General features: G+C 54.7%; 17 protein-coding genes and 4 pseudogenes. 12 read left to right on the top strand and 9 right to left on the bottom strand.

Annotation, left to right across the window (positions count from 1 at the left end; translation table 11 throughout):
- Positions 1–20 precede the first annotated feature (20 nt).
- Complete coding sequence (locus tag PMI32_RS08600) at positions 21–1,682, bottom strand: SulP family inorganic anion transporter (protein ID WP_008032031.1); 1,662 nt, start codon at positions 1,680–1,682, stop codon at positions 21–23.
- 175 nt (positions 1,683–1,857) lie between these two features.
- On the opposite strand from PMI32_RS08600, the gene PMI32_RS0129045 reads away from it, so the two are divergent.
- The 8 genes and pseudogenes from PMI32_RS0129045 (at position 1,858) to PMI32_RS0129025 (ending at position 6,129) form a co-directional block, all read left to right on the top strand.
- Positions 1,858–2,088, top strand: a complete 231-nt coding sequence (locus PMI32_RS0129045; RefSeq protein ID WP_032828974.1) for a hypothetical protein — start codon at positions 1,858–1,860, stop codon at positions 2,086–2,088.
- A 408-nt stretch (positions 2,089–2,496) separates the two neighbouring features.
- Positions 2,497–3,003: pseudogene (locus tag PMI32_RS0129040) on the top strand (methyl-accepting chemotaxis protein); the annotation flags it as partial.
- A 319-nt stretch (positions 3,004–3,322) separates the two neighbouring features.
- Positions 3,323–3,541, top strand: coding sequence for a hypothetical protein (locus PMI32_RS30725; protein WP_008032021.1), 219 nt, complete (start codon positions 3,323–3,325; stop codon positions 3,539–3,541).
- A 210-nt stretch (positions 3,542–3,751) separates the two neighbouring features.
- Positions 3,752–4,042, top strand: coding sequence for a type II toxin-antitoxin system ParD family antitoxin (locus tag PMI32_RS08610; protein ID WP_008032019.1), 291 nt, complete (start codon positions 3,752–3,754; stop codon positions 4,040–4,042).
- A gap of 2 nt (positions 4,043–4,044) precedes the next feature.
- Positions 4,045–4,401: a type II toxin-antitoxin system RelE/ParE family toxin gene (locus PMI32_RS08615; RefSeq protein WP_008032017.1), complete on the top strand. Its 357-nt coding sequence runs from the start codon at positions 4,045–4,047 to the stop codon at positions 4,399–4,401.
- 340 nt (positions 4,402–4,741) lie between these two features.
- Positions 4,742–4,921 (top strand): annotated as a pseudogene (locus PMI32_RS0129030) (IS5/IS1182 family transposase); the annotation flags it as partial.
- Positions 4,922–5,074: 153 nt separating this feature from the next.
- Positions 5,075–5,407: pseudogene (locus PMI32_RS29975) on the top strand (LysR substrate-binding domain-containing protein); the annotation flags it as partial.
- Between the two features lie 102 nt (positions 5,408–5,509).
- A pseudogene (locus PMI32_RS0129025) lies at positions 5,510–6,129 on the top strand (tyrosine-type recombinase/integrase).
- 177 nt (positions 6,130–6,306) lie between these two features.
- On the opposite strand, the gene PMI32_RS08625 reads toward PMI32_RS0129025, so the two are convergent.
- The 6 genes from PMI32_RS08625 to PMI32_RS08650 all read right to left on the bottom strand — a co-directional run bounded on the left by PMI32_RS08625 (position 6,307) and on the right by PMI32_RS08650 (position 11,966).
- A complete protein-coding gene (locus tag PMI32_RS08625) occupies positions 6,307–7,815 on the bottom strand; it encodes a sensor domain-containing diguanylate cyclase (protein WP_008032009.1) in 1,509 nt (502 codons plus the stop codon).
- Positions 7,816–8,135: 320 nt separating this feature from the next.
- Complete coding sequence (locus PMI32_RS08630) at positions 8,136–8,885, bottom strand: hydroxypyruvate isomerase family protein (RefSeq protein ID WP_008032007.1); 750 nt, start codon at positions 8,883–8,885, stop codon at positions 8,136–8,138.
- A 278-nt stretch (positions 8,886–9,163) separates the two neighbouring features.
- Positions 9,164–9,520, bottom strand: coding sequence for a DUF7079 family protein (locus tag PMI32_RS08635; protein WP_008032004.1), 357 nt, complete (start codon positions 9,518–9,520; stop codon positions 9,164–9,166).
- Complete coding sequence (locus PMI32_RS08640; protein WP_008032002.1) at positions 9,505–10,287, bottom strand: hypothetical protein; 783 nt, start codon at positions 10,285–10,287, stop codon at positions 9,505–9,507. Before PMI32_RS08640 ends, PMI32_RS08635 begins: the two co-directional genes overlap by 16 nt.
- Positions 10,288–10,297: 10 nt before the next feature.
- Positions 10,298–10,843: a PAAR domain-containing protein gene (locus PMI32_RS29965; RefSeq protein ID WP_032828972.1), complete on the bottom strand. Its 546-nt coding sequence runs from the start codon at positions 10,841–10,843 to the stop codon at positions 10,298–10,300.
- Between the two features lie 253 nt (positions 10,844–11,096).
- Complete coding sequence (locus tag PMI32_RS08650; RefSeq protein WP_008031998.1) at positions 11,097–11,966, bottom strand: AraC family transcriptional regulator; 870 nt, start codon at positions 11,964–11,966, stop codon at positions 11,097–11,099.
- Positions 11,967–12,327: 361 nt separating this feature from the next.
- On the opposite strand from PMI32_RS08650, the gene PMI32_RS29960 reads away from it, so the two are divergent.
- The 4 genes from PMI32_RS29960 (at position 12,328) to PMI32_RS08665 (ending at position 18,190) form a co-directional block, all read left to right on the top strand.
- Positions 12,328–13,059, top strand: a complete 732-nt coding sequence (locus tag PMI32_RS29960) for a purine nucleoside phosphorylase YfiH/LACC1 family protein (RefSeq protein ID WP_008031996.1) — start codon at positions 12,328–12,330, stop codon at positions 13,057–13,059.
- A 412-nt stretch (positions 13,060–13,471) separates the two neighbouring features.
- Positions 13,472–15,046: an arylsulfatase gene (locus PMI32_RS08655; RefSeq protein WP_008031994.1), complete on the top strand. Its 1,575-nt coding sequence runs from the start codon at positions 13,472–13,474 to the stop codon at positions 15,044–15,046.
- Between the two features lie 397 nt (positions 15,047–15,443).
- Positions 15,444–16,943 carry an MltF family protein gene (locus tag PMI32_RS08660; protein ID WP_008031992.1) on the top strand — a complete coding sequence of 500 codons (1,500 nt, stop codon included), beginning with the start codon at positions 15,444–15,446 and terminating at the stop codon, positions 16,941–16,943.
- A gap of 206 nt (positions 16,944–17,149) precedes the next feature.
- Positions 17,150–18,190, top strand: coding sequence for a DUF1214 domain-containing protein (locus PMI32_RS08665; protein ID WP_008031989.1), 1,041 nt, complete (start codon positions 17,150–17,152; stop codon positions 18,188–18,190).
- Positions 18,191–18,527: 337 nt separating this feature from the next.
- Here PMI32_RS08665 and PMI32_RS08670 read toward each other — a convergent pair whose 3' ends face one another.
- Together PMI32_RS08670 and PMI32_RS08675 are read right to left on the bottom strand one after the other, a co-directional pair.
- A complete protein-coding gene (locus PMI32_RS08670) occupies positions 18,528–19,475 on the bottom strand; it encodes a diguanylate cyclase (RefSeq protein WP_008031987.1) in 948 nt (315 codons plus the stop codon).
- Positions 19,475–24,025 carry a PAS domain-containing hybrid sensor histidine kinase/response regulator gene (locus PMI32_RS08675; protein ID WP_008031986.1) on the bottom strand — a complete coding sequence of 1,517 codons (4,551 nt, stop codon included), beginning with the start codon at positions 24,023–24,025 and terminating at the stop codon, positions 19,475–19,477. The genes PMI32_RS08670 and PMI32_RS08675 overlap by 1 nt, the downstream gene beginning before the upstream one ends.
- Positions 24,026–24,031 lie beyond the last annotated feature (6 nt).

The following is a 24,031-nucleotide window of genomic DNA, read 5'->3' as shown; positions in this document are numbered from 1 at the left end:
CTGACACGGGCGGTAAGCCTCTAGAGGGTCGACGGACCCTCTGCAAGACTGACCGCTTTAGCCAGCGCGGTGTTGAAGTCGGCGTGGTAATGCTCCGGGCCGATTTCTTGCAAGATTCCCACCCTATCGAGCTTGTTGAGCACCTTCGTGTTCGCTTCGCAGAGTTTCACCACGATATTGCGCTTGTGCAGTTGCTGAATGACCTCCTCCAGCACCTGCAAGCCAGTGATATCCATAAACGGTACACGTTTCAAGCGAATAATCAGAAGACGTGGATCGGTATGGGTCTGTGCCAAGACGCGCTCGAAGGTCTCAGCCGCGCCAAAGAACAATGGCCCTTCAATCGTATAAATCAATGTCCCTGGCGGCAGGCAAGTGTGCCCATTGGCCCTCAGCTCTTCTTCAAGCTCGTGCTCGATTACCTGTTGCACCTCCACAGATGAGGCCATGCGGCGCATGAAGTGCAGCATCGCAAGAATCACGCCGATATTCACGGCGATCACCAAGTCACTGAACACGGTGAGGCTGAAAGTGATGAGCAGAATAGCTACGTCTGCGCGTGGGGCCCGCTGGACCATGCGTTTGAAGTGCTTCAACTCGCTCATGTTGTACGCGACCACGAAAAGAATGGCGGCCAGGGCGCACAGTGGGATGTTTGAGGCCAGAGGCACCAGAAACAGAATAATAAGTACCAACGTAACCGCGTGCGTAATGCCAGCCAGCGGGCTCGTGCCGCCGTTACGTATATTGGTTGCAGTACGGGCAATGGCTCCAGTAGCGGCGAAACCGCCAAACAATGGCGTGACCAGATTAGCCACTCCCTGACCGATCAGCTCCTGATTGGAATCGTGCTTAGTGCCCGCCATGCCATCGGCCACCATTGCGGACAGCAGTGATTCGATTGCTCCAAGCATGGCAATAGTGAACGCCGGACCAATCAAATCGATAACGCGAGACAACGTGATTTCAGGCAGGCTCAACGTTGGAAGGCCTTGAGGTATGCCCCCAAATGCGCTGCCAATCGTGGCTACCCCCTCGAAATGAAAGGTTGACTGTATCGCCGTAGCTACTGCCATTGCGACTAATGGGCCAGGTACCCGTTTGAGTCCGGGAAACTTGGACGCGGTGATGACCAAGAAAAGACTAAGTACCGCCAGCTGGGTCGTGGCCATGTGAAGATCCGGGAGTGCCTGGAGCAAATGCCAGAGCTTTTCATGGAAATGTTCTCCACTGATCTTCGGTAAACCGAAAAAGTATTTCCACTGTCCAACCCAGATGATCACGCCGATGCCCGCAGTGAATCCGACAATCACCGGGTCGGGGATAAACTTGATGATTGCACCGAGGCGGGCCATTCCCAGCAATAACAACATGGCCCCCGCCATCATCGTAGCGATTTGCAGACCGTCAACACCATGCTTGGCCGTGACCCCCGCCAGAATCACGATGAACGCACCTGTCGGTCCGGCAATCTGCAAGCGGCTTCCGCCAAAGAGTGAAACCAGCAGACCACCGATGATTGCGGTGTAGATCCCTTGCTCAGGTTTGACGCCAGATGCAATGGCAAACGCCATTGCCAGAGGGAGCGCCACGACCCCGACGATCACGCCAGACACCAAGTTGCGGAGCCAGTGCTCTCTCCCCAACAACCCCGCCTTCCATGCCTCACCTATCGCAATCATGGCTAGCTCCTCAGTGGATGCATGTGCATAATATTAACATACAGTGATAATTGAAATGCCCTTGATCCACTGCTTCGGGCGGCTGGAGATGTGTATAGAGAAAGTTCAGATGGAGCTGGGCGGGCATGCACTGCAAATAGAGAATCTTGAGAGCGCGTGTAGCGTGGTGACTGACATGAATCGTAAAGCTGTGAAAAGCAAACACGCCGAAGGCGTGACCTTTGACACCCATGTGATCGCAAACCCGACCAACCCCAAGGAGTGGATCGTGTTTTTCAAGAAGGACGCCGGGAGAAGCTATTTCTTGGTTGATGACAACGAGGAAGTCGAGTCTTTCGGGCATCTGGATGACCTGATCGCCGAGCTTCGAGACCTGGGCCTCAAGACTGCTGAAATCCACTTTTAACCCTTGGATCGCGCCCTGGAGACATGATCAGGTCAGTGAAAATCGAGCACCTGTCCAGTCAAAGCGAAGCTCTTTGGCCTGTATGTTTGGCATCAGACGAGTTCAGTTCCGGCATGAACAGAATGCTCACGACTTTGCTGCCAAGCTCAAGGAGAGAATCGAGGCTCCGCATGTTTACCCTCAACGTGATCCTCCAGCGAAAAATCATAGTTGATCGGTACAGGCAGATTGAGCCTCAGCCACGTCCAGCGTACGGCTGATGCCACCCAACAAGCTAACCTGCTGACCAGTCGCGGCCGCGATGTGGCCCGAGACACCCGAGAGGCTATCGAGCGCCTCTCCGCCGTTGTCGGCGAGACAAGTCTGACAGTTGCACAGCTGGCCAGGGACAGCAACGAAATAGGGACAGTCGTTGACGTGATCAAAGGCATCGCCAATCAGACCAATCTGCTGGCACTGAATGCCGCCATCGAAGCAGCGCGCGCCGGCGACATGGGCAGGGGTTTCGCTGTCGTGGCCGATGAGGTTCGCCAACTGACCCAACGCACCTCGTAATCCACCACCCAGATCCATGACCTGATCACCAAGCTCCAGACGTCGTCCAACAATGCCGTGCAGACCATAGAGAGCGGTCATCGTCAGGCCCAAGAAGGCGTGATCTGGGTACTTGAGGCAGACAAGGCATTGGTGGGCATCAGCGAAGCGGTCTCCCACATCACCGACATGACCACCCAGATTGCCGCGGCCACTGAAGAGCAAACTGCCGTCGCCGAGGAAATCAGCCGAAACATCACCACGATCGCCCACTTGGCCGATCAAACCTCGGAACAGGCGCACCAATCGGCAGATCTGAATAAGGAACTGACCAAGACCGCGTCCACGCAATACTCATTGGTTGAGCGGTTTAACCGATAACCGATCAATCCTCATGGAGAGGCCCGCCTTACGCGGGCTTTTGCCCGCGCTTTCGTATCCGCCCTGTCATGCCTTCGTCACACCCACCAAGCACGATGCGGTCAGCCAAAAGGATTTGGCCCCATCGACAGGGAGCCCGACTAAGTGTCGGGTTTTTTCGTTCCAGCAACATGCTTTTCACGAAGTGCTCACAGAACGGAGCGCAGATTGAACGAACAAAAGGATTTGACCCCATACAGAGAGCCCGCCATACGCGGTTTTTTTGTTGTCAGACATTCCGGCTGCTAAGCTCTCCACTCTCTCGAATGGAGTCGAAGCTATGCCCTCCCCCGAATACTCACTACCGGATGTCCTCGAACGTCTATACCAAAACCAGCTGGCCTTAGAGGCGGCCGTGATGGAGTTGACCTTGAGGGTCGAGCGCCAAGGTGCGACGGATACTGGCGACAATGTCCGCGGCGCGCTTCACACGATCGGTGAGAACGCCGGACACATCAAGCAGGGCTTGGCCAAGCTAAGGGCCCAAGGCCCACACTAATCAAGCTGTCCCCGACGTCCGCCTGCAACACCCTTTTTTGGACTCTGTGCACATGCAATCCGGAGCCAGCACGCGCTGTTCGCGCGCGAAGGATGCCCCCCCGTACGACACAGTTCGTCAGATACAAATCCCAAACTATGTGTTCGCCGGCAAAATGGCATAATATGCCAATGTTCGAAAGAACCTGTTTGCCCAGAGCTGGAGCTAATTATGGCGACGCGAAACGTTGTGCTCACCCCTCACCAGGAACAGGTTATTCATGACCTGGTGCAGTCCGGCCGTTATCAGAATGCCAGCGAAGTGATGCGAGAAGGTTTACGTCTATTGGAACAGCGCGTCGCCGAAGACACCGCCAAAATTGAGGCCCTGCGTCAGGCGACCTCGATCGGCATCATGGACCTTGAGCACGGGCGCTTTACTCAGCGGAACGAAGGGGATCTGGAGCACTACCTTGAGGGCTTGAGCCTGGAGGCAACCCTCCCCGCGAGAGAGAAACACTGAGCATGCCGCAGTATCGGATTTCCAACGCAGCGCGCGCCGACATTGTCGACATCCTCAGGCTCTCCCAGACGCAGTTCGGCGATCAAGCACGCCAGCGTTATCAGGCGCTGATCCTCGCGGCGCTGCAAACTCTTGCCGGCACGCCTTATCGCATTGGCAGCCACGACCGCGATGAGCTTGCACCGGGCCTTCGCAGCTATCACCTCACCTGTTCACGCCAGCAGGCCAAACACCCGCATGGGACGGTCAAAAGCCCACGCCATATAGTGTTCTATCGTGTGGCAAACGACGACGTGATCGAGGTCGTCAGACTCCTTCATGACGCCATGGAAGTGCAGTTGCACTTGCCTAATGACTGATCACCGACCTGCCCCAGAGGCTTACACGAGTCTTTTGCATGCAGATACCTCGTCGTTGAGACTCGCCGAGGAGCCCCGCCAAACGGAAGCCGAACTTAAAGCGTCGGGGATTGAATTCACCCTCTTGCGCCATGGCTGGTACACCGAGAACTACACCGGCTTTATCGCCGGAGCCCTAGCTGCCAGTGCCTGTTGACGCCGATGCCAAATTGATCCAATGCCGAGATATCACTGACCCAGTCTGATCCTAGCAAACCATTGCCTTTGCTGGACTTGTGCAGATTTGGAAGTGGGTCACCCTGGCGTCAGCACGTGGGTCAATTCGGCACTGGCATCATCAGACATCGAGCCACATGTGCCGGTGTGGGACAAAACTGAGCGCAAGAACGACAGCTTTTCGAGTAATGATTTCCACTGGAATGAAGAGGCCGAGGAATACCGCTGCCCAGCCGGCAATGCATTGCGCAGCGAATGGCGAGCCTTCAAAAATGAGCGTTCGCACGTCACCAAAGCCAACACCTGTTGGCGCCGACGCTGAATTGAACCAGTTACCGAGATGTCACTGACCCAGTCTGATTCCTCGCGAACCAATACCTGTGCTGGATTTGTGCGGATTTGAAGATGGGTCAGTCTTGCGTCGGCACGTGGGGCAATTCGGCATCGGCGTCAACAGACTGCCCATGACTGCGTCAATATTCGACACAGGCCATCAGGGGCGATTTACGCCTGGGAGTTTGAACGAGATGGCCAGGCGTTTACGGTCAAGGCAGATGGGCAACTCGTTTTCAACAGCATCATGCATGTTCTCAATGCCGCCGTTGATGGCGTAGGTCTGGCGTACGTACCAGAGGAATTGGTCGCACCGTATCTGGCCGACGGCCGACTCAAAGAAGTCCTGGCCGACTGGTGTCCTGTGTTTCAGGGTTACCATTTGTATTATCCCAACAGACGCCAGGCGTCTCCCGCCTTTTCTGCATTGGTCGAGGCGCTGAAATATAGACGCTGAGCTTTCTGTATTCGACGTGCTGCAACGTCTGCTATGGGTCGGATAGCGACCTCGCACCCTGACTGATCCAGCCTTGTCCTCCCTCAACGTGGAGGACAAGCCATGAACACTTTTGCTACATACAGCCATCAGCCTTGGAACAAGGGAAAGCTTGTCGGGCAGAAGCCCCGCTCCGAGTCAGAGATATCTGGGCCATCCGGGTCAGACTCCAGCTCGCGGAGAGGATACGGGATCTGGCGCTCTTCAACTTGGCCATCGACAGCAAGCTGCGGGCCTGTGACTTAACCAAGCGGCGAGTCCGAGACATCGCCCATGGGGAACATGCATTGTCACGGGCCATCGTAATGCAGCAGAAAACCAACCATCCAGTGCAATTTGAAATCACTGAGCAAACACGAACGGATCTGGAGGCTTGGATGCATCAGGCCCGCCTCCGCAGCGAGGACTTCTTGTTTCCGCCCCGGTTGCACGGCTCAGACCATCTCTCCACCAGGCAATACGCTCGAATAGTCAAAGCGTGGGTGACAGCCATTGGCCTGGACCCCACCATGTACGGTACTCACACGCTCCGGCGAACCAAGGCCTCGTTGATCTATCGCAGGACGAAGAACCTTAGAGCGGTGCAACTCCTGCTTGGTCATACGAAGCTTGAAAGCACTGTCAGATACCTGGGAATCGAGGTCGATGATGCCTTGGAAATGGCGGAACAAACGGAAGTTTGACCACTAACCGCGACAGTTGATACTAGACCGTCTGTGTCCGGCCAGAAGCGGAATTTCAAGGCATCCCTATAACCGTCGGTAATCTAGGTTGATATGGGCGATGAATCAAACAGAACGGAAAATTGCGGAACAAATAATCCGCGATTCAATTTGATAGGCGATTCCAGTTGCGAACCCTCATCCTTTACAGTGCTTCACAAACTGGTTTCGTCCAAGTGCCTTGGCGCTATACAGCGCCTGATCTGCGGCTTCGATTAAACCTTGCAGTTGGTCTAATCGGGAGCCAGCGGCAGCGGCAATTCCTATACTTACACTCACTCGACCCAATGGGCTGGCTTCGTGGGAAATGCTCTCTTGTTTCAACCGGCCCAGGATCAGTTGCGCCACAACCTCCGCACCATCAATGTCCGTATTTGGCATGATTACGCCCATCTCTTCACCACCATACCGCGCCACTAGATCCGATGGTCGGCGTACGCACTCCTCCACGACCTTACCAACGCTCTGCAGACAGAAATCGCCAGCAACATGCCCATGGGAATCGTTGAACAGTTTGAAATAGTCGATGTCAATCATCAGTAGTGCCAAAGACGTCCCCTCCCGCTGTGCTCGTCGCGCCTCCATGGCCAATGTCTCATCAAAGAGGCGCCGATTTGCCAAACCGGTTAGGGCATCCTTCATCGCCAGTAGCTCCAGTTGCCGATTCGATGAGAGCAATTGCTGCTGAGTGCCCCTCAACTGACCTTCTACCTTGGTTCGGCGACGGATATCCAGGATCAAAAACCAACCGATGAGCCCCGTGAGCCCCAGTAGACCAGTCACCACTACTGCCGACAGCAGTGCCTCCATTCGCCACGCAGCAAGCGCTTCACGCTTCCCAAGAGCGACGGTAGTTATCAGCGGCAGCTTGTCACTCTTTCGGAACGCATAGAGCCGCTCCACGCCGTCTAGGCTAGAGGTAAACGACGCAGTGCCGACAGATCGGTCCACAAGATGTTTCGCATAGATCGGCGACTTCGAAAAGTTGCGCCCCATGTCCTGCTCGCGGAAAGGATAGCGAACTAACAACGTACCATCGGTATAGGACAACCCGATGGCCCCCTCCTGCCCTACGTCGATCGTTCCAAACAGCCGCAGGAAGTTTTCTATCCCCAAAGTTACCGCCACCACCCCGGCAAACTCTCCGCGAGCATCATTGAAGCGCCGGCTGACGGTGATCACCCATTCCTGATTGGAGCGGCTTTGGATTGGCGGACCGATAAAGGTCTCACGGGACGGATCGTCGCGATGATGAATGAAATAGGCACGATCACTGCTGTTCGCTCCGACTGGAATCGGCCGATTAGAGGACATCAACCAGCGTCCCTGATTATCGTAGATGGTGATACCACTGAGCTGTGGCATCAGGGGCTGCTGGCGATTGACCAGCGCACTTAGCCGCTGAATCTGTACGGGGCCACTACCTTCAGTTTCCAGACGTTCGACAAGCCCGAGCAAGAGCAAGGAGCTTTGGCGGACAATGCCTTCGGAGTAGGTAGCGAGCGCCTGGGTAAGGTTCAACCCGTGGACGTTCACTTCCTCCAACGCTCGATCTCGGGAGGCCAGCATCCTCCAGACAGTCAGTGACGCCAGGGAACAGCCGATAAACAACAGCAAAAGCACAACCAGGTGGGTATCACGCCTCACGTCACTACCTTATGGAAAGTCCAGTTTTCCGTTCCAGCTACTATTGGACCAAGGCCATAACGGCAGCTGTTTGTGCTCTACTTGAATAAGGATACAAGTAGTTACGCATAGTTGCAGCACACTCATCGCAAAACCCAGTCTATTGCCGGGCATTCAAAAAGTGTTTTCTCATAATCAGAGCCACGACTAGCAATGGATCAATTGCCGTCGGTACGGACCATCGCATCGCGGACCTCAACGACCGACGGGTATTGGCCATCAAGCGCCTTTCAAATTTCTCCACCCTGAGGGTGCATCAGGGTAACTCGTGCCCGCAAGCGCTAAGCACTTAGCTGCTTAATCCAATCAAGGCTCGCAACGGTAGAGCCGGAAGGACGGTATTCACACCCGATCCATCCAGGGTAGCCACGCTGCTCCAGCGCCGCGAACAAGGCAGCAAAGTTGATGCTCCCCGTTCCCGGTTCGTGACGACCCGGACAGTCAGCAATTTGCACATGGACGGTTCGGTCATGAAATCGAGCCAGAACATCTGCTGCGTCTCCGGTCAAAAGCTGGGCATGGTAAAGATCGAGAATCAGCCCAACACTCGGGAAAGTCTCCAGCACCTGTTGCGCCTTGCTGAAGTCAGACATGTAATAGCCCGGCATCTCCTTCGAACTGATCACTTCGATAAGGGGCCGTAACCCCTGATCTTCGAAGTACTTGACTGCATACTCCAGGTTGCTGCCGAAGATAAGCGCAGCCTCATCCTGAGTCGTAATGCCAGACATGATGTGGACATCCGAACAAGCCAGCACTTTTGCATAACTGGCGGCCTGGACCAGGCCAGCGCGAAACTCTTCTTTCTTGCCTTGCAGGGCAGCAATGCCTTTGGTGACACCCGCAGGTGCGGCGAACTGAATCAGAGGAAGAGCGTATTGAGCCAAGTGGTCAGCCAGGAGACTGGCGTCGAATTCATAGGGTGACGGAAACTCTACCGCCCGAAATCCAGCAGCGTCGGCGGCTTCGATGCGTTGAAGAAAAGGCAACTCATTGAATTGAAAACCGAGATGAGCATTGAACTTGAGCATTGGGTAAACATCCATCCTGGGAAGAAACGAAAAGCCTGGAACATCCTTTGTAACTCCAACACTACACTATCGGAAGTGGTCCATACAGACGGACCAGAGCGAGCCTGTACTTACCCTGCGGCGCTCATCATTGGAAACTGGGCATAACAAATCAGATCGCAGGCTTCGACGGGCAGCAGTCGGCCAAAAGCTGCCAATCAATATAAGCAGAAACAGCCAGAAGTGGTCACAGGGTTTCCTAATGTTCGCGAGTCGCCAGTCCATTGTGCTTTTTGGGTTCAAAGCCTACTGGCGATTTCCTTCCAGATGTAGGCGTAGTTGTATTCCAGCCAGCGAACCAGCACTTTATCGAACTGCCGACGAAACCAGCTACGTTCTCTAGCTGCCAGCCTTTCTTCTATTGATTCTCGGAGTATGTCGGGGTCGAACCCAGTCCATACCGGAGGCACGGCTGCTACGAGATTGGTGAAGCACACCGGCGCGACCTCTGAATAGAGGATCGTGTAAAGGATTTCAGGGGCGACGCCTCTCACCTTACTCGCCAAATAGTCATATTCGACGGGAAAATCATTGAATGGCTCGGAAAGTGCGGCTCTGACTTTTGTCAGTAGTGGTTCAGTCAGAAGATGTCCCAATTTGTGAGCTCCTCTAACTCTTCGTCCAGTGAGCTCGCCACCGCTTCACCTGCGACACCACCGGCGATCGTCCCTGCCAAGACAACTGCTATTGCACAAATGGGGGCGGCAGGGCCGCACAATGCGCTAACGCCCATCCCCGCAAGGATACCGCCGACCGCACCAGCACCGACAATGATGCCCTGGCGAGCTGCTTCTTTGGGTTTGTTGTCAGCATTCAATATTTGATAGGTTGCAAGAGCCGCCGTCACGAGAACACCAAGCTTGCCCATGATCAGCATTTTTTTGGTGCCGGTTGTGAATTTCGCATTATCACGGCCGGAAGATTCCAGGATAGCGTAGTGAACTTTGTTCTTTTCTACTTCTGAAAGGCTGTCGTAACCCTTCTGAAACAAGTTTTCAGAATGTATATCCAAAAGAGTTTTGAGTCCCTTCCCCTCTTTTTTCTTCCTCTGAACTATCGCCAGACCCTGCGCTGAAGTGAATTTGCGATGCTCCATCATGATTTTGTTTCGCATCTCATGACTGAACTTCACCCCTTCTTGCGCCGAAACCCTTCCCGCTTTCACGTCATCTCGGACTTGCTGAGACATGCGTTTGATATTCTTGGTATAGCTCGATCTGATCTTTTCATCAGAGATTGCATCCAGTGAAAATCTCAGCGCAGAACCCTCCAACAGTTCTAACGCCCTGTCGAGGGGTGAGTCTTGCAAGGCGTGCTCACGCTGGACGACATAGCTGCCGGTGACAATGTACGGCTCTGTCATAGGATGGTCCTTATCCTAAAATTTTGTTCAATAGGCTCTCGGTGAGAGAGGGAGCTTCTGCGGATGCTTGCTCTTCAAACTTAAGCATTACGCAAGTCTGGCCGGACGGATTCGAGAACTTAATGGCGTTGTCTTTATTGAATACACCTGGCAGTGATGACCCATCCTCAAAATGCGCGGAGCACGATAAGCCTTCATAGCTTTCATCAGCAGGAATTCTGAAGCCGATCCAGCTCGCGAAACCCGTTAACGGCGTAGGAGGAACAAACTCGCAGGGTGTATGTGTATCGCCAATTATGACTGTACTCGAACCACCAATCACGATACCGCCGTGGGTGCCTCCGGTATCGATGGTCGCCGCATTCTTGCCGTTAATGAACACAGTCGCAGACAGCCCTGAAGAGAGCGCACTACCGCAAGTGCAGGCGTCGCCCTGACGCGCTGCGGGAAGACCGTCGAAGAATACGTCAGAGGATCCTGATGCTATAGGGTTGGTACCGTGCCCCGGCAGAGGGCAACTGTATGGATCACTTTTCCGCGCTGGTGGCTTAGCCACCATGACCTCCTGTCAAAAATCCTTGTGAGCGTCGTAACCTACCAGATCAGATTGGCCATTAGATATCTCGTGGCCCAAGAATTCGCTGTGGTGGGAAAAAAGTCGGCATTTGATAGCGAAGGTCAAGGGCAAAAATCGGCAACTCCTGCCAGTCATGACAGGCAGGCATCGGCCAAAAGCTGCCCCTTGGCGAGCGGCCGCTTACAACGATCAGCTCAACGGCGATCGTTTCAAACCTGCAGCGACCTGTCCGCTATTGCAAAGGCACATAAATATCGGTCTGCCATTGATCCTGCGGTGTCTCGGGGGAAATGCTCAGATAATCGAAGAACAGCGGCTGGTCTCGAAGCTCCTCGCCGCTGGTAGGGAGCCAGTCGCGATAGATCGGATAGATCGATTCACCGATGTGATCCGGCGAGCCCACATGACGCACCACGACGCAGCGCCCGCCAGGGATAACCCTCTCGGTTACGCCGAACTCATTCGCTGCTACCGCCTCGTGAATCTCGCCGCAGATTGCAAACCGGAACTCTTCGGCCGGGGTCGTATCGGGGTTGCCGAAAGGAATGCCAAAGCTGCGACTTGATGCCACCGGCGACTGTCCGCTCTGCATGCGCCACTCGATAAATTTAAGCACGCTCTCATCAATGAGCCCGGGCTCTCCGCAATGCTCTAATGCTGCAACCCTGACTTCGCGAAACTCCACAATTCGTATCTGCATGATGATGCTCCTGGAAAAATGAGGGATGGTGAACACCGCACTCCAGACCCGCCAATTCGGTTGCTTCCTGAATGCGCTCGGCGTCATACCGAGCGCCCGCCTGAACGCCCTGGAAAATGCTTCGGGGCTTTCGAAACCCGCACCGAAAGCGGCGTCCAGCACCGAATGATCCGCCAGGGAAGACAAGCAATGCGCCGCGCGCCGTAGTCGCATCAGTTGTACATAACGTGAGACAGGCACGCCCACGAACGCGGTGAATTGTCGATGGAAGTGAAACGCCGAAAAATTCGCGACTTGGCTCAACGTCTTCACGGACAAGTCACCTTCGAGATTGGCGTCGATGTAGGCGAGTACCAGGTCGAAGCGTTTTGTGTAGGCGGCGTTGCTCAGCAAGTCAGACACTGGATGGAGACTCCGGGAAATACGGTAGGCAACAGATTCGACTATACCGGCGTGCCCGCGCCTAGCCGTGCTTGCTCAGATCGCGATGAATTGCCTGTTCGACATGGCCGACTTGGATGCACTGTCTTGAAGGCTACCGGGCAGGTCATCCGAGCCTCCGATTGTAAATCCTGTACGACCGACAGGTTTGGGTTGATTTCTGCCGGTGGCGACGGGCAGAAACCGGCCAGGAGCGGACGGTCAAATCAAGCAGCTTTAGGCTGTGAGCGTAAACGCCCAGCAGGGCTCTCTGCGAGCTTGACCCATCCCTCTTACGGATGATATGCCGGTACCCGGGATTGCCATCGACAGGACCTGCTCTATGACCTACCTGTCTTCGTTGCTGCTCGAGATCCCCGGCGTGGATCATGGTTTCGAGACTTCTGGAAATTTAACGCTGCCGGAAGGAACACGTTACTGTGCTCAGGCTCACGGTACGCACATCATCGATGCTGACGTGGAAAGGCGAGATGAACGTCCTGTCGCCGATGCACTGTTCTCGAGAGGAGTCCGGGGTGCGGTAGCGGTCATCACTGCCGATTGCTTGCCGGTTCTGGTTGCGTCGGCTGATCAACCATTTGTAGCGGCAATCCATGCCGGATGGCAGGGTCTGAAAGCAGGCATCCTCGGTAATTCGATGGGCCGGTTAGAGAAAGAAGGTGCTTCTCTTGCTGGATTGCGAATAGCGATAGGCCCATCTATCGGCCCCTGTTGTTATGAGGTGAACAGGAAGTTTGTCGAAGGTATTGAACATGCCGACAGCCATCTTTGGCAAAACGATTCTCCGCCGTGGACGCCCCACCGAGTGCCACCCGCAAGTGCGCCTTGGGTCGAACCTGAGGTCACACATAATGAAGCCTGGTTCGATCTACGAAAATATGCGCTGCACCACTTGGTGGCGAGTGGTGTGAGTATTGAACAGATTCAGGTGCTTGAACATTGTACTTATTGCCACAGCGCTGATCTGGGCAGCTATCGGCGGCGGAGCCATCAAGTCGCGCCTAAATCCTTCCAGTATTCCTGGATAAGACGTTATCGGGATCCAGTTTGTTGAATGGCGATTTCAGCAGGTCGCGACAGGCGGAAATCGGCCATGAGCAGACGTTCGCTTATCTCCGAAATATGCTCTCGGGAGAGCCCTTCGCCACGGACAGTACTCGGCAAGAACGGACAGTCAAACTCGTTAAAACCGGGTGAATACCATAGCTCGAATTTTTAACGCCTACCGGGCGCCTCATGAGCCACAACTCTGCACAAATCACAACAGACCGTCGGTCGTTTTTGCGTATTTTGGCAACCCGTAAAGCTCAGTGAACCCTATGGCTAGACTATCGTCGATAGGGTTGCCGAATGGTGCCGTACACATCTAGATCGGGCGTAGTCGAGAGCGGCAACTTCTGAAGCGGAGGCAGGAACATACTCAACAGCAGTCGCACCTGCGACCCACCGGCAAAGGAGCAAGTCATATGACTCGCATACGCAAGTGGTTACCCAAGTTCGCCCTTGTGGCGACCTCACTCATTACGTTATCTGGAACCGCCATAGCGGCCGATAAACCCAACATTCTGGTGATCTTCGGCGACGATATCGGTCAGACCAACATCAGTGCCTACGCTGATGGCGTGGTGGGTTATGAAACTCCGAACATCGACCGGATTGCCAAGGAGGGCATGAAATTCACCGATTATTACGCGGAGAACAGTTGCACGGCCGGACGCTCGACATTCATCACCGGGCAGTCGCCACTGCGCACGGGGCTCTCCAAAGTGGGCATGCCAGGCGTGCCAGTCGGTTTGCAGGCAAGGGATGTAACGATTGCTCAGGCGCTCAAGGCCCACGGGTATGCGACGGGGCAGTTTGGCAAAAACCACTTGGGTGACAAGGACGAGTACCTTCCCACCAATCATGGCTTCGACGAGTTTTTCGGTAACCTCTACCACCTCAATGCCGAGGAGGAGCCAGAGCGCCCATATTGGCCGAAGGACAACGCAGCCTTCGTCAAGGCAGCCTCGCCGCGTGGGGTGATCCACAGTTACGCCGATGGCAAGATCGAAGACACCGGGGCGCTAACCAGCAAACGCATGGAGACCATCGATGACGAGACCACCCAGGCCGCCATCGGTTTCATTGAAAAGCAGGCCAAGGCTGACAAACCCTTCTTCGTCTGGATGAACACCACACGCATGCACGCGTTCACCCATGTACGTGACTCGATGAAAGGCCAAAGCGGCATGCCGGGCAATGAATATGCCGATGGTATGCTGGAGCATGACGGTGACGTGGGCAAGCTGCTCAAGAGCATCGACGACCTCAAGCTTGCGGACAATACCATCGTGATCTACACCACCGACAACGGCCCTAACCAATGGTCTTGGCCGGATGCGGCGACTACCCCGTTTCGCAACGAAAAAAACTCCAACTGGGAAGGCGCTTACCGAGTTCCTGCGATAATCCGCTGGCCCGGAAAAGTAAAACCCGGAACGGTTTCTACGCAAATGTTTTCCGGGTTGGACTGGTTTCCCACACTTTTGGCCGCAGCGGGGGACACCGATATCAAGGAACGTCTGCTCAAAGGCACTGATGTCGGAGGAAAAAACTTCAAAGTTCACCTGGATGGCTTCAACCAACTCGACTACCTGACCGGCAAGACCAACCAAAGTGCTCGTAATGAATTCTACTATTTCAGCGATGACGGTGATCTGGTGGGCATGCGTTACGACAATTGGAAGATCGTCTTCTGTGAGCAGCGTGCCCCAGGTGGATTAAAGGTCTGGAGCGAACCCTTTACCTGCCTGCGCGTCCCCAAACTCTTCAACTTGCGCATGGACCCCTACGAGCGTGCCGACGTCGTGTCTGACCAATACTATGATTGGCTCACCAAGAACGACTACCTGATATTTGACGGCACCCAAAGAGCAGCAGCCTTCTTGAAGACGTTTGTCGAATACCCGCCAAGCCAGCGTCCGGCGAGCTTCAGCATCGATCAGATTCGCGCCGACGTAGACAAAGAAATTGATGAAAAGATGAAGCAGAAAAAATAGTAAAAGCACTCCCTTGCGTCCGCCAGTGGGCGGACGCATTTTCCTTCTTCGCGATCAGCCACACTCACTCAAACTCATCTCTGAAACTGTCATCAGCCGAGCATTGCTGAAGGCCGTAATGTCGGCGTCAGCGGCGGAGAAATCTACGTACCGTGGATAATTTCCAAAAAAAACCCGCGCAAGGCGGGTTGTAAGTAAGGAGCTGCAAGTGCTCAACATGATTATAGCCCATGAATTCCACAGGGTAGTGCCGCCTCGACCGACTTCTATCTACTCATGACACCTGCTCCGCTCGATCAGACGTAAGCATTGGATTTTCCGTTGTACGAAGCGGTAAAAGTGCAACTATTAGCCATACTGAAATGCAACACGAATCCCCACCTATCGGTGAGTGAACATGAACAACGTACGGAGTAGCTGTCATAAATTGGCCTTGCTGATCATGCTGTGCTGGCTCAACAGCACCCTGGCAGCAACACAACCCGACCTGCCTGCCGTTGAACTGACACCCGTCGAAGAAGCCGAAGTGCAAAAAATGGTGTTGCCGGTTCTACCGGATTGGGTCGGTGATTTCGAAGGTATGCGCGAACGGCGTTTGATCCGGGTGCTGGTGCCCTACAGTAAGACTTTTTTCGAGCTTGATCGTGGTCGTCAGCGTGGACTCAGCTACGAACTTGGCAAGGGGCTGGAAGCCTGGTTGAACAAGACCCAGCCCTACGGCAAAAAGTCTATGCAATGGCGGGTCATGTTCATCCCCACCGCCCGCAACGAACTGATGCCCAAACTGATGCAAGGCGTGGGCGACATCGCCGCTGGCGGTCTCACTGTCACTGAAGGCCGCCTCAAGGACGTGGATTTCGCCGATCCGTTTGCGGTGAACATCCCGGAAATTCTGGTGGCCCGTCCTGGCAGCAAACCCTTTGAGAAACTTGAAGACCTGTCCGGCCAGGAAATTACCGTCAGGGCGTCCAGCAGCTACTACGAGCACCTTCAAGCCTTAAACACCTCATTCAAAGAACAAGGCTTGGCGCCCATTGACCTCAAGGTAGCTGATGAAAACCTGGAGTCCGAAGACCTGCTGCAAATGGTCAACGCCGGGTTGCTCAACGCCACGGTAGTTGATCGCTATATCGCGAAGATCTGGGCACCGCTGTACACCGACATGAAGATTCACGAAGAGATTGCGCTGCACAACAATTCCGAGTTTGCCTGGGCTATTCGCAAAGATAGTCCGCAACTTAAAAGCCAGTTGGCAGCGTTCGTCAAAACCCACAAGGTCGGCACAACATTCGGCAACAGCCTGAGGACCAAATACGTTACCAACAGCAGTAAACGAATACTCAACGCCACCTCCGAAGCCGAGATGAAGAAGTTCCAGGAGATGGTCGAGATCTTCAATCGGCATGCCGATACCTACGGCTTCGATCACCTTATGCTCATAGCCCAGGGTTTTCAGGAGTCGCAACTCGATCAGAAGGCGCGTAGCCCTAGAGGCGCGGTCGGCGTGATGCAACTGCTGCCTACTACCGCCAACGACCCGACCGTCGCGATCGGCGGTATCGACAAGAGTGCCGACAAAAACATCGAAGCCGGTAGCAAATACATGCGCCTGCTCGCGGACAAATACCTGAACGATCCGCAACTGACGCAGATGAACAAAACGCTGATGACCTTTGCTGCCTATAACGCCGGCCCCGGCAACCTGCGTAAGTTCCGGGCGCTGGCGGAAAAATCCGGGCGGGACAAAAACATATGGTTTGGCAATGTCGAGCAAGCGGCGGCGCAAGTGGTCGGCCGTGAAACCGTAGATTATGTCGGGAATATCTATAAATACTACGTGGCTTACAAACTTGTAGAGGAAAAAAGAGCATCCAACGCGGTTAAAATTGCTCCCTAACGGATGATAAATACATGGTCATTCGCGGTCTTTGGCAACATAGTAAAGGCTAAACAGCGCCATTGGGGACAGCCCTATCGATCCAAGACAGGCCATGCACCACCTATCCAACCAGAAACGGAAATCCATCAAGTCGCCCAAACTACTATAGTGTCGAAGCCAATAACCTTTTCGAGAAACCCCCTCTGCAAACTGAATGGATTCGTATGAAGCAGAAAACTATTTTCAATATTCTCGTGTGCACCACCTTCTCATTCATGGCCGGCGCATATGCCGATGATGCATCGTCCAAACCAGGTGCGACCCCAGTTACGGTTGATAATTTCGTACGGGCGGAGTCAGATCTGTACATCGGCTCACTGGCAAAACAGGGAGGCCTCGGCAAGCTGCTTCATCGCCGTGAAGCAGCCGACATCGAGCACCAGACCGTTATACGGCTCAATCGAGACACGCTTTACAGCTCGGGAGTTTTCGACCTCGATGCGGGCCCGGTCACCTTCAAACTACCCGATCCCGGCAAGCGCTTCATGGCGCTGCAAATCATTAACGAAGACCACTACACCCCCAATGTTTTCTATGATGCGGGCACGCATACCCTTACCCGTGAAAACGTTGGCACCCGTTATGTGGTCACCGCCATCCGTACACTGGTCGATCCAAATAATACGGAGGACATAAAACAAGTTCACGCACTTCAGGACGCTGTCAGCGTGAGCCAAAAGAACTCCGGCGCGCTGGAGCTTCCGCTATGGGATTCGGCCAGCCAGAAGAGAGTGCGCGACGCATTGCTAGTGCTGTCTTCAACCATTCCCGACTTCAGGAAGGCGTTTGGCACTCAAGCCGACGTTGACCCCATCCGCCATTTGTTGGGTTCTGCCGCCGCCTGGGGTGGCAATCCAGACAAGGATGCGACCTACCTGAACGTGACTCCTGCCGACAACGATGGGCAAACCGTGTATCGCCTCACGGTCAAAGATGTTCCCGTCGATGGCTTCTGGTCGGTCAGCCTCTACAACGCTGAAGGTTACTTCGAAAAGAATGCTGCCAATGCGTATACGCTGAACAATCTGACGGCGAAAAAATCGGATGACGGCTCAATCACGATTCAGTTCGGCAGCTGTAACTCAAAGACCATTAATTGTCTGCCTACCATGAAAGGTTGGAATTACACCGTGCGGTTGTATAGGCCTAAGGCGGAGATTCTAAGTGGCGCGTGGAAGTTCCCCGACGCCAAACCGGTTAACTGAACTCTCATCCAAGACCGGTGGCGAGTGATCGCCGAGACCATCAGCGGTCTTACCGAAGGGCAGCTATGGGTCGTTTTCTGCCTCTCGCGACGGGCAGAAAACGGCCAAAAGGTCACTGGACAGTAACCATCCGGTCCCCCGCAGGGCAAAAACTCACATTTCAAATCGCTAGCCCGCGAGGAGGGAAAGTCAGCACGGGGGCTAGGCAGTCGCGTGTCCCTAGGGGGCTTTCGGAAACTGCGGATAGTTACTGGGCGCTTTCGATTGGCGCAAGTTCTTGATTCAATGCTTGCCCATGAGATCCATTCGAAAATGCAGTCTGCAAAGGGAAAAACCTTTAACTGGACGACATTGCAGATGAACATGCCCGAGCCCTCCCAGCTTTCTTCGCTTCATAAAGTTGCTTGTCCGCAGCCTCTATCAAAGCCTGGAATTCAAGATCGCAAGAGGGCGTCAATGTTGCGACGCCCAGAGAAATAGTCACCACACGATCTACATCAGAAGCCGAATGTTCAATGCCCAGCGCCCGGACACGCTCTTGCATATTTTCTGCAATTTCGACCGCTCCAGAAAGACCTGTATTGGGCAGAACGCAGGCAAACTCTTCGCCACCATACCGAGCGACCAGGTCGTAGGGGCGTCTAACCGTTTCAAACAACACTTGGGCAACGGATTTCAAGCAGCCATCTCCAGCCTGGTGCCCGTATCGGTCGTTGTAGCGTTTAAAAAAGTCGACATCCACCATAATGAGCGACAGCGGCTTTTGCTCTCGAAAGCACTGGCGCCAATCCGCCGAGATATCCTCATCGAATTTGCGTCGATTGGCCACTCCCGTAAGGCCGTCCATCAACGCCATAGAGCGCAGCAGATCGTTCTGTAGTTTCAGGGTCAGGTGTGTTCGCACACGTGCCCTAACAATGGTGGGATTGATGGGCTTGCTGATGAAGTCCACCGCACCAAGTTCCAGACCTAGTACCTCATCCGACTCCTGCTGCTGTGCGGTAATGAATATGATGGGGATGTCCTGGGTCGCAGGGTCAGCCTTGAATCGACGACATACTTCATGCCCGTCCATACCCTCCATGACCACGTCCAGCAGAATCAGATCGGGTAGTTGGGTCTGGCACACCGTGATCGCCTGCTCACCGCTGGTGGCCATGAACACATCACAGTCCTCACGAAACAACTCATGGAGTACCCGGATATTAATCGGTTGGTCGTCGACAATGAGTAGTTTTGGACGGTTATAGGGATGTGGTAACCAGGTTTCCATCGATTGTTCCATCAAGCAGATCTCAACAGTTCACGACCAATCGGCATCGCAGCGGAAAAGTCTAGTGACTGCACCATGACAACCAGTTCGTCGAACTGTGGGCGCAGGGATTGCGGCGTTTTTGACGCCAATGCGTCTGCCAGCTCTATGGCTTGAAGATTGCCCGCTTCCAGCAAGAGCAAAATTTCCTCAAGGGATTCTCGCCATTGCGCGAGCGCCATCCATTCGGAGTCAACACAGACCTGTGTGCTCGGACTCTGACCAAAGTCGACATTCATCTGCCCAAGGCTTTGTTGCAGTAACCTGCTCAATTCGTCAAACCATGTTGCGTCAGCAAAGATGCTCGCTACAGACTCTGCATCGCCGTGTTTTAGCGTGTGCTCCAGGTCACCGGCCAGCAGCGAGAGCGCCTTGGCACCCATGGTCCCGCTGCTGCCTTTAATTGTATGAAGCACGAAGGCTGCCCCCGATCCGTCTTGCCGCTGGATCTGATCGTGCAACCGGACAAGCTGTTTTTCTAGCTCGGGGCCAAAGTTACGCAGCACGCTGCGGATCAAATCGAGGTCACCACCAAAGCGGCTAATGATCGATGCACGAGGCTCGATGACGCCTTCTCCTGTATTGGCTTGGCCCAGGGCTAGAGATGCTTGGCGATCCTCAAGGCCCACTTGAAAAAGCAATGTTACGACGAGTTGTTCCAGATCTATGGGCTTGCCGACATGCTCATTCATTCCCGCAGCAAGACAGGCGTCACGGTCGGTACTGGAAGCATTTGCGGTCATCGCCACGATCGGCAGCGCTGCAAAACGTGGATTCGATCGAATGCGACGGGTCGCCTCCAAGCCATCAATATCCGGCATCTGGATATCCATCAACACCGCGTCGAAGGACACATTTTCAGCCATCACCCTGCTCACCCCTTCCAGCCCACCTTCAGCCAGCGTCACCTGAGCGCCTTCCCCTGTCAGTAACTCATCGGCAACCTGCCGATTAAGCATGTTGTCTTCCACCACCAATAGCCGCAGCCCGGCCAGACGCTGCGGCCTGTCAACAGTTGACTTGGACGGGAGTGACTGCGGAAGGCCTTTGCCGTTGAGTGCTCGCTGAACAGCGTCGGCTAACTGCTTGGGAGTGACAGGCTTGGTGAGAAACCCCACGAAGGGAGCGTCTCCCATCTCGTTTGCGTCAGCCAGCACTTCACGGCCGTAAGCGGTAATCATAATGACCATTGGAGGAGGTACGCCGTTGCCCTGCTGACGAATCAATTGCGCAGCGCTCAGCCCATCCATATCGGACATCCGCCAGTCCATCAGTACCACGTCGTAGGCTTCGCCTCTCGCTTGGGCGTTCTTCACCCATTCCACTGCTTGCGTGCCGCCACTCACGTGGTCGGCCTTCCACCCCAATGCATGAACCGTTCGCAACAGCAATTCACCCGCCATGGCGTTGTCGTCGACGACCAGTATCCGTATGGACGCATCGACTCCAGAGCTGTCAGATCTCAGCAGCGAATTCGGCGCTACATCCAGCGTGATATCGAACCAGAAGCGACTTCCCACACCCTGCTGGCTCTCCACCTGAAGTTCACCGCCCATCAAGCTGACCAACCGCTTACAGATCACCAAGCCCAGACCGGTACCGCCAAAGCGGCGGGTGGTTGAAGCCTCGGCCTGAGTGAAGCCTTCAAAAATGTGCTGAAGTTGCTCCGGGCTGATACCGATACCGGTATCAGAAACGGCGATGCGCAATTTCAAAGAGTTTTCCGTGCGCATCAGTTGCTCGACGCTGACCACGATCTGGCCTTCCATCGTGAACTTGAGGGCGTTACCCGCCAGGTTGATCAGCACCTGTTGCAGCCGCAGGCTATCGCCTATCAGGTCGTTGGGTAGATTGGAGTCCAGATCGAACATGACCTCGACCTCTTTCTGGCCCTGATTACCTGCCAGCACAACGGCGAGATCACGCATGAGCGGTTCGAGTTCGAACGGGTGCACATCCAGCTGAAGCTTGCCGGCCTCAATTTTGGAGTAATCAAGGATGTCATTGAGCAAACCCAGCAGTGACTTCGCAGCGGCCTGCGCTTTGGTCACATAGTCAAGTTGACGACCATTCAGGTCAGTGTTCTGCACCAACTGCAACATGCCCAGCACGGCGTTCATCGGCGTGCGTATTTCGTGGCTCATGTTGGCCAGGAACGATGATTTTGCCGCACTCGCGGTATCGGCCTGTTCCTTGGCGTACAGCAGATGTGATTCCAGCTCGCGCTGGGAGGTGATGTCCCGATTGATACCCGTCACGCGCAGGGGCGTACCGTTGGGACTGCGTTCGACCTGCGCGCCTGCCTGTATGAAGCGGATCTGGCCGTCCGGGTGAACGACACGGAAAACTGTGTCGTACACACCATTCCCCTCGACGGCGGCATTCAGCTTTGCAGCCGCCGCCACAGCATCCTCGGGGTGAATACGCGCGTACCAGTGTTTATAACTCAGACCACTATTGCGCAACGTCAGTGGCTGACCGTAGAACTCGAACATGCGGTCATTCCACTGTAAGTTATTGTCCGCCAACGTCCAGGACCAAATGCCCAGTTCGGCTACCTCAGCAGCCATCACTAACTGGTCGTGCACCGCCATCAGTTCACTACGTTGATTCTGCGTCGTCTCCAGGCTCGCAGCCAGCTCCTTTTCTGCCGCTTTCCGTTCGGTGATGTCTACCGCGATACCCAGGTATCCGCTCAATTCCCCATCGTCATCGCGCATGGAAGTGACCACCAGTGTGACAGGAAACCGCGAGCCGTCCTTACGTATGTAAGTCCACTCACGTGTTTCTGCGCCTTCAAGCTCAGGTTTATGGGTAAACACATGGAAACCGTCGATCGCCTGAGCGTACTCCTCGCTCAGTTCTACGCCACGAGCAGCGACTTCTTCGGGTACATGGATCAGCGCTGGTGTGTGTTTTCCCAGTAACTCATCGGCGTCATAACCCAACAAATGCTCGGCGCCTTTGTTGAACACACGGATAACACCATCGAGATCTGTCGCAATGATCGAGACCTCAGTGGCCGAGCGCAGTACAGTACCCAACAACAGATTGAGATGCCGCAACTCGGACGTTCGCTGCGCAACCTGCTCTTCCAGATTGGAATTGAGTTCGAGAATTTGGGCCTCTGCTGCTTTTTTCGCCGAGATATCCCTTAACGTCTTGGAGGCTCCAACGACGCGCCCCCCCTCGCCATAAATGGGTGAGATGCTGGCGGAGACATCGATCAGCCGACTATCTTTGCAGCGACGCTGGGTATCAAAGCCGGTGATACGCTCCCCCGCCCTTATGCGCGCAAGGATATGGGCTTCTTCAGCTACAAACTCCTCAGGAACAACCAGACTGACCAGCGTCTGGCCCACAGCTTCCTCGGCGGTATAGCCAAAAAGGTGTTCGGCGCCCTTATTCCAGTTGGTCACGATGCCATCGAGTGTTTTTCCGATAATGCCATCGGCCGAACTTTCAACGATGGCGGCCAGCCTTGCCTGCTCGGCGAATATCTGCCGCCGGCGTTGACGGCTGACACTCACTACACCCGCCAGAGTAGCCAGAAGTAGAGTGAGCAAACCACCCATCAACAGAACCACCGTTGGTGAAACCTGATGCAGGCGCTGGATGAACAACGGATGCGCGCCGAGTTCAACTTGCCATCGCCTCCCGTATACCTCGCGCTCCACCTGGTGGGTCATTAGCGTTTCATGGCTGGCCGAGTCGTCGGTGCTTTCATAAAACAGCTTCTCTTGCCCAGGGACAGTGATATCCCGTAATCGCAGATGCACCGTCTCATTTTCTATGCGCAGGCCTCTGAGTACCTGCTCTGTCTGCAACACGACATAGATCCAGCCAAACGCTGCTGTCTCTCGTTCAGCAGCGGTCGCCGGAGTCACGCCGCCGCGAAAGATAGGCATCAACACCAGAAAAGACTGCTGCGGTTTCGCTGTGCTCGTTATCAGAGTGATGGGCCCGGTAATCCGTGCCATACCGCTTTGCATCGAGGATTGGGCAGCCTCTCGCCGTGATATTTCCGACGCTATGTCCAAGCCAATTGCAGGCTGGTTTCCCTCAACCGGTTCGACATACTGAACAACGTAACGCTCGCCTGAATGCGGTGCGAATTGACGAATGGAGAAATCGGCTTTGCCGTCGGCCCGAGCGTGCTTGAGAAACTCGCTTTCATCCCGTTCCGGTACACGCCTAATAAAACCCAAGGCGCTCGCGCCAGGGAACTCGGCAGCGAGGTCGCGCGTTTGGTGATATTGGTCAAAAACTTCGCGACTGATGCCATGTTCACCCGCTGTCAGCACCGCTCCACGAGCGCCACGCAATCCGTACTGGTAAAGATCGAGGCGAGTTAAAACCAACTCGGCGGCTTCCTCGGTGGCGGCGGCGATCGCTTCTTGAGCCTGCTGCTCGTTGATGCGTTGGAGGATCCAGCCACCCAGAATGCTTGCCCCTAACCCCACCACCAGGGTGATAGCTACGCCCCAGCTCAATGCAAAAAACTTATGTTTTCTCACCCGCATTGTCCC

It is taken from the genome of Pseudomonas sp. GM60, from assembly GCF_000282415.1.
Taxonomy (GTDB): Bacteria; Pseudomonadota; Gammaproteobacteria; order Pseudomonadales; family Pseudomonadaceae; genus Aquipseudomonas; species Aquipseudomonas migulae.
This window is presented reverse-complemented; position numbering and strand designations above follow the sequence as displayed.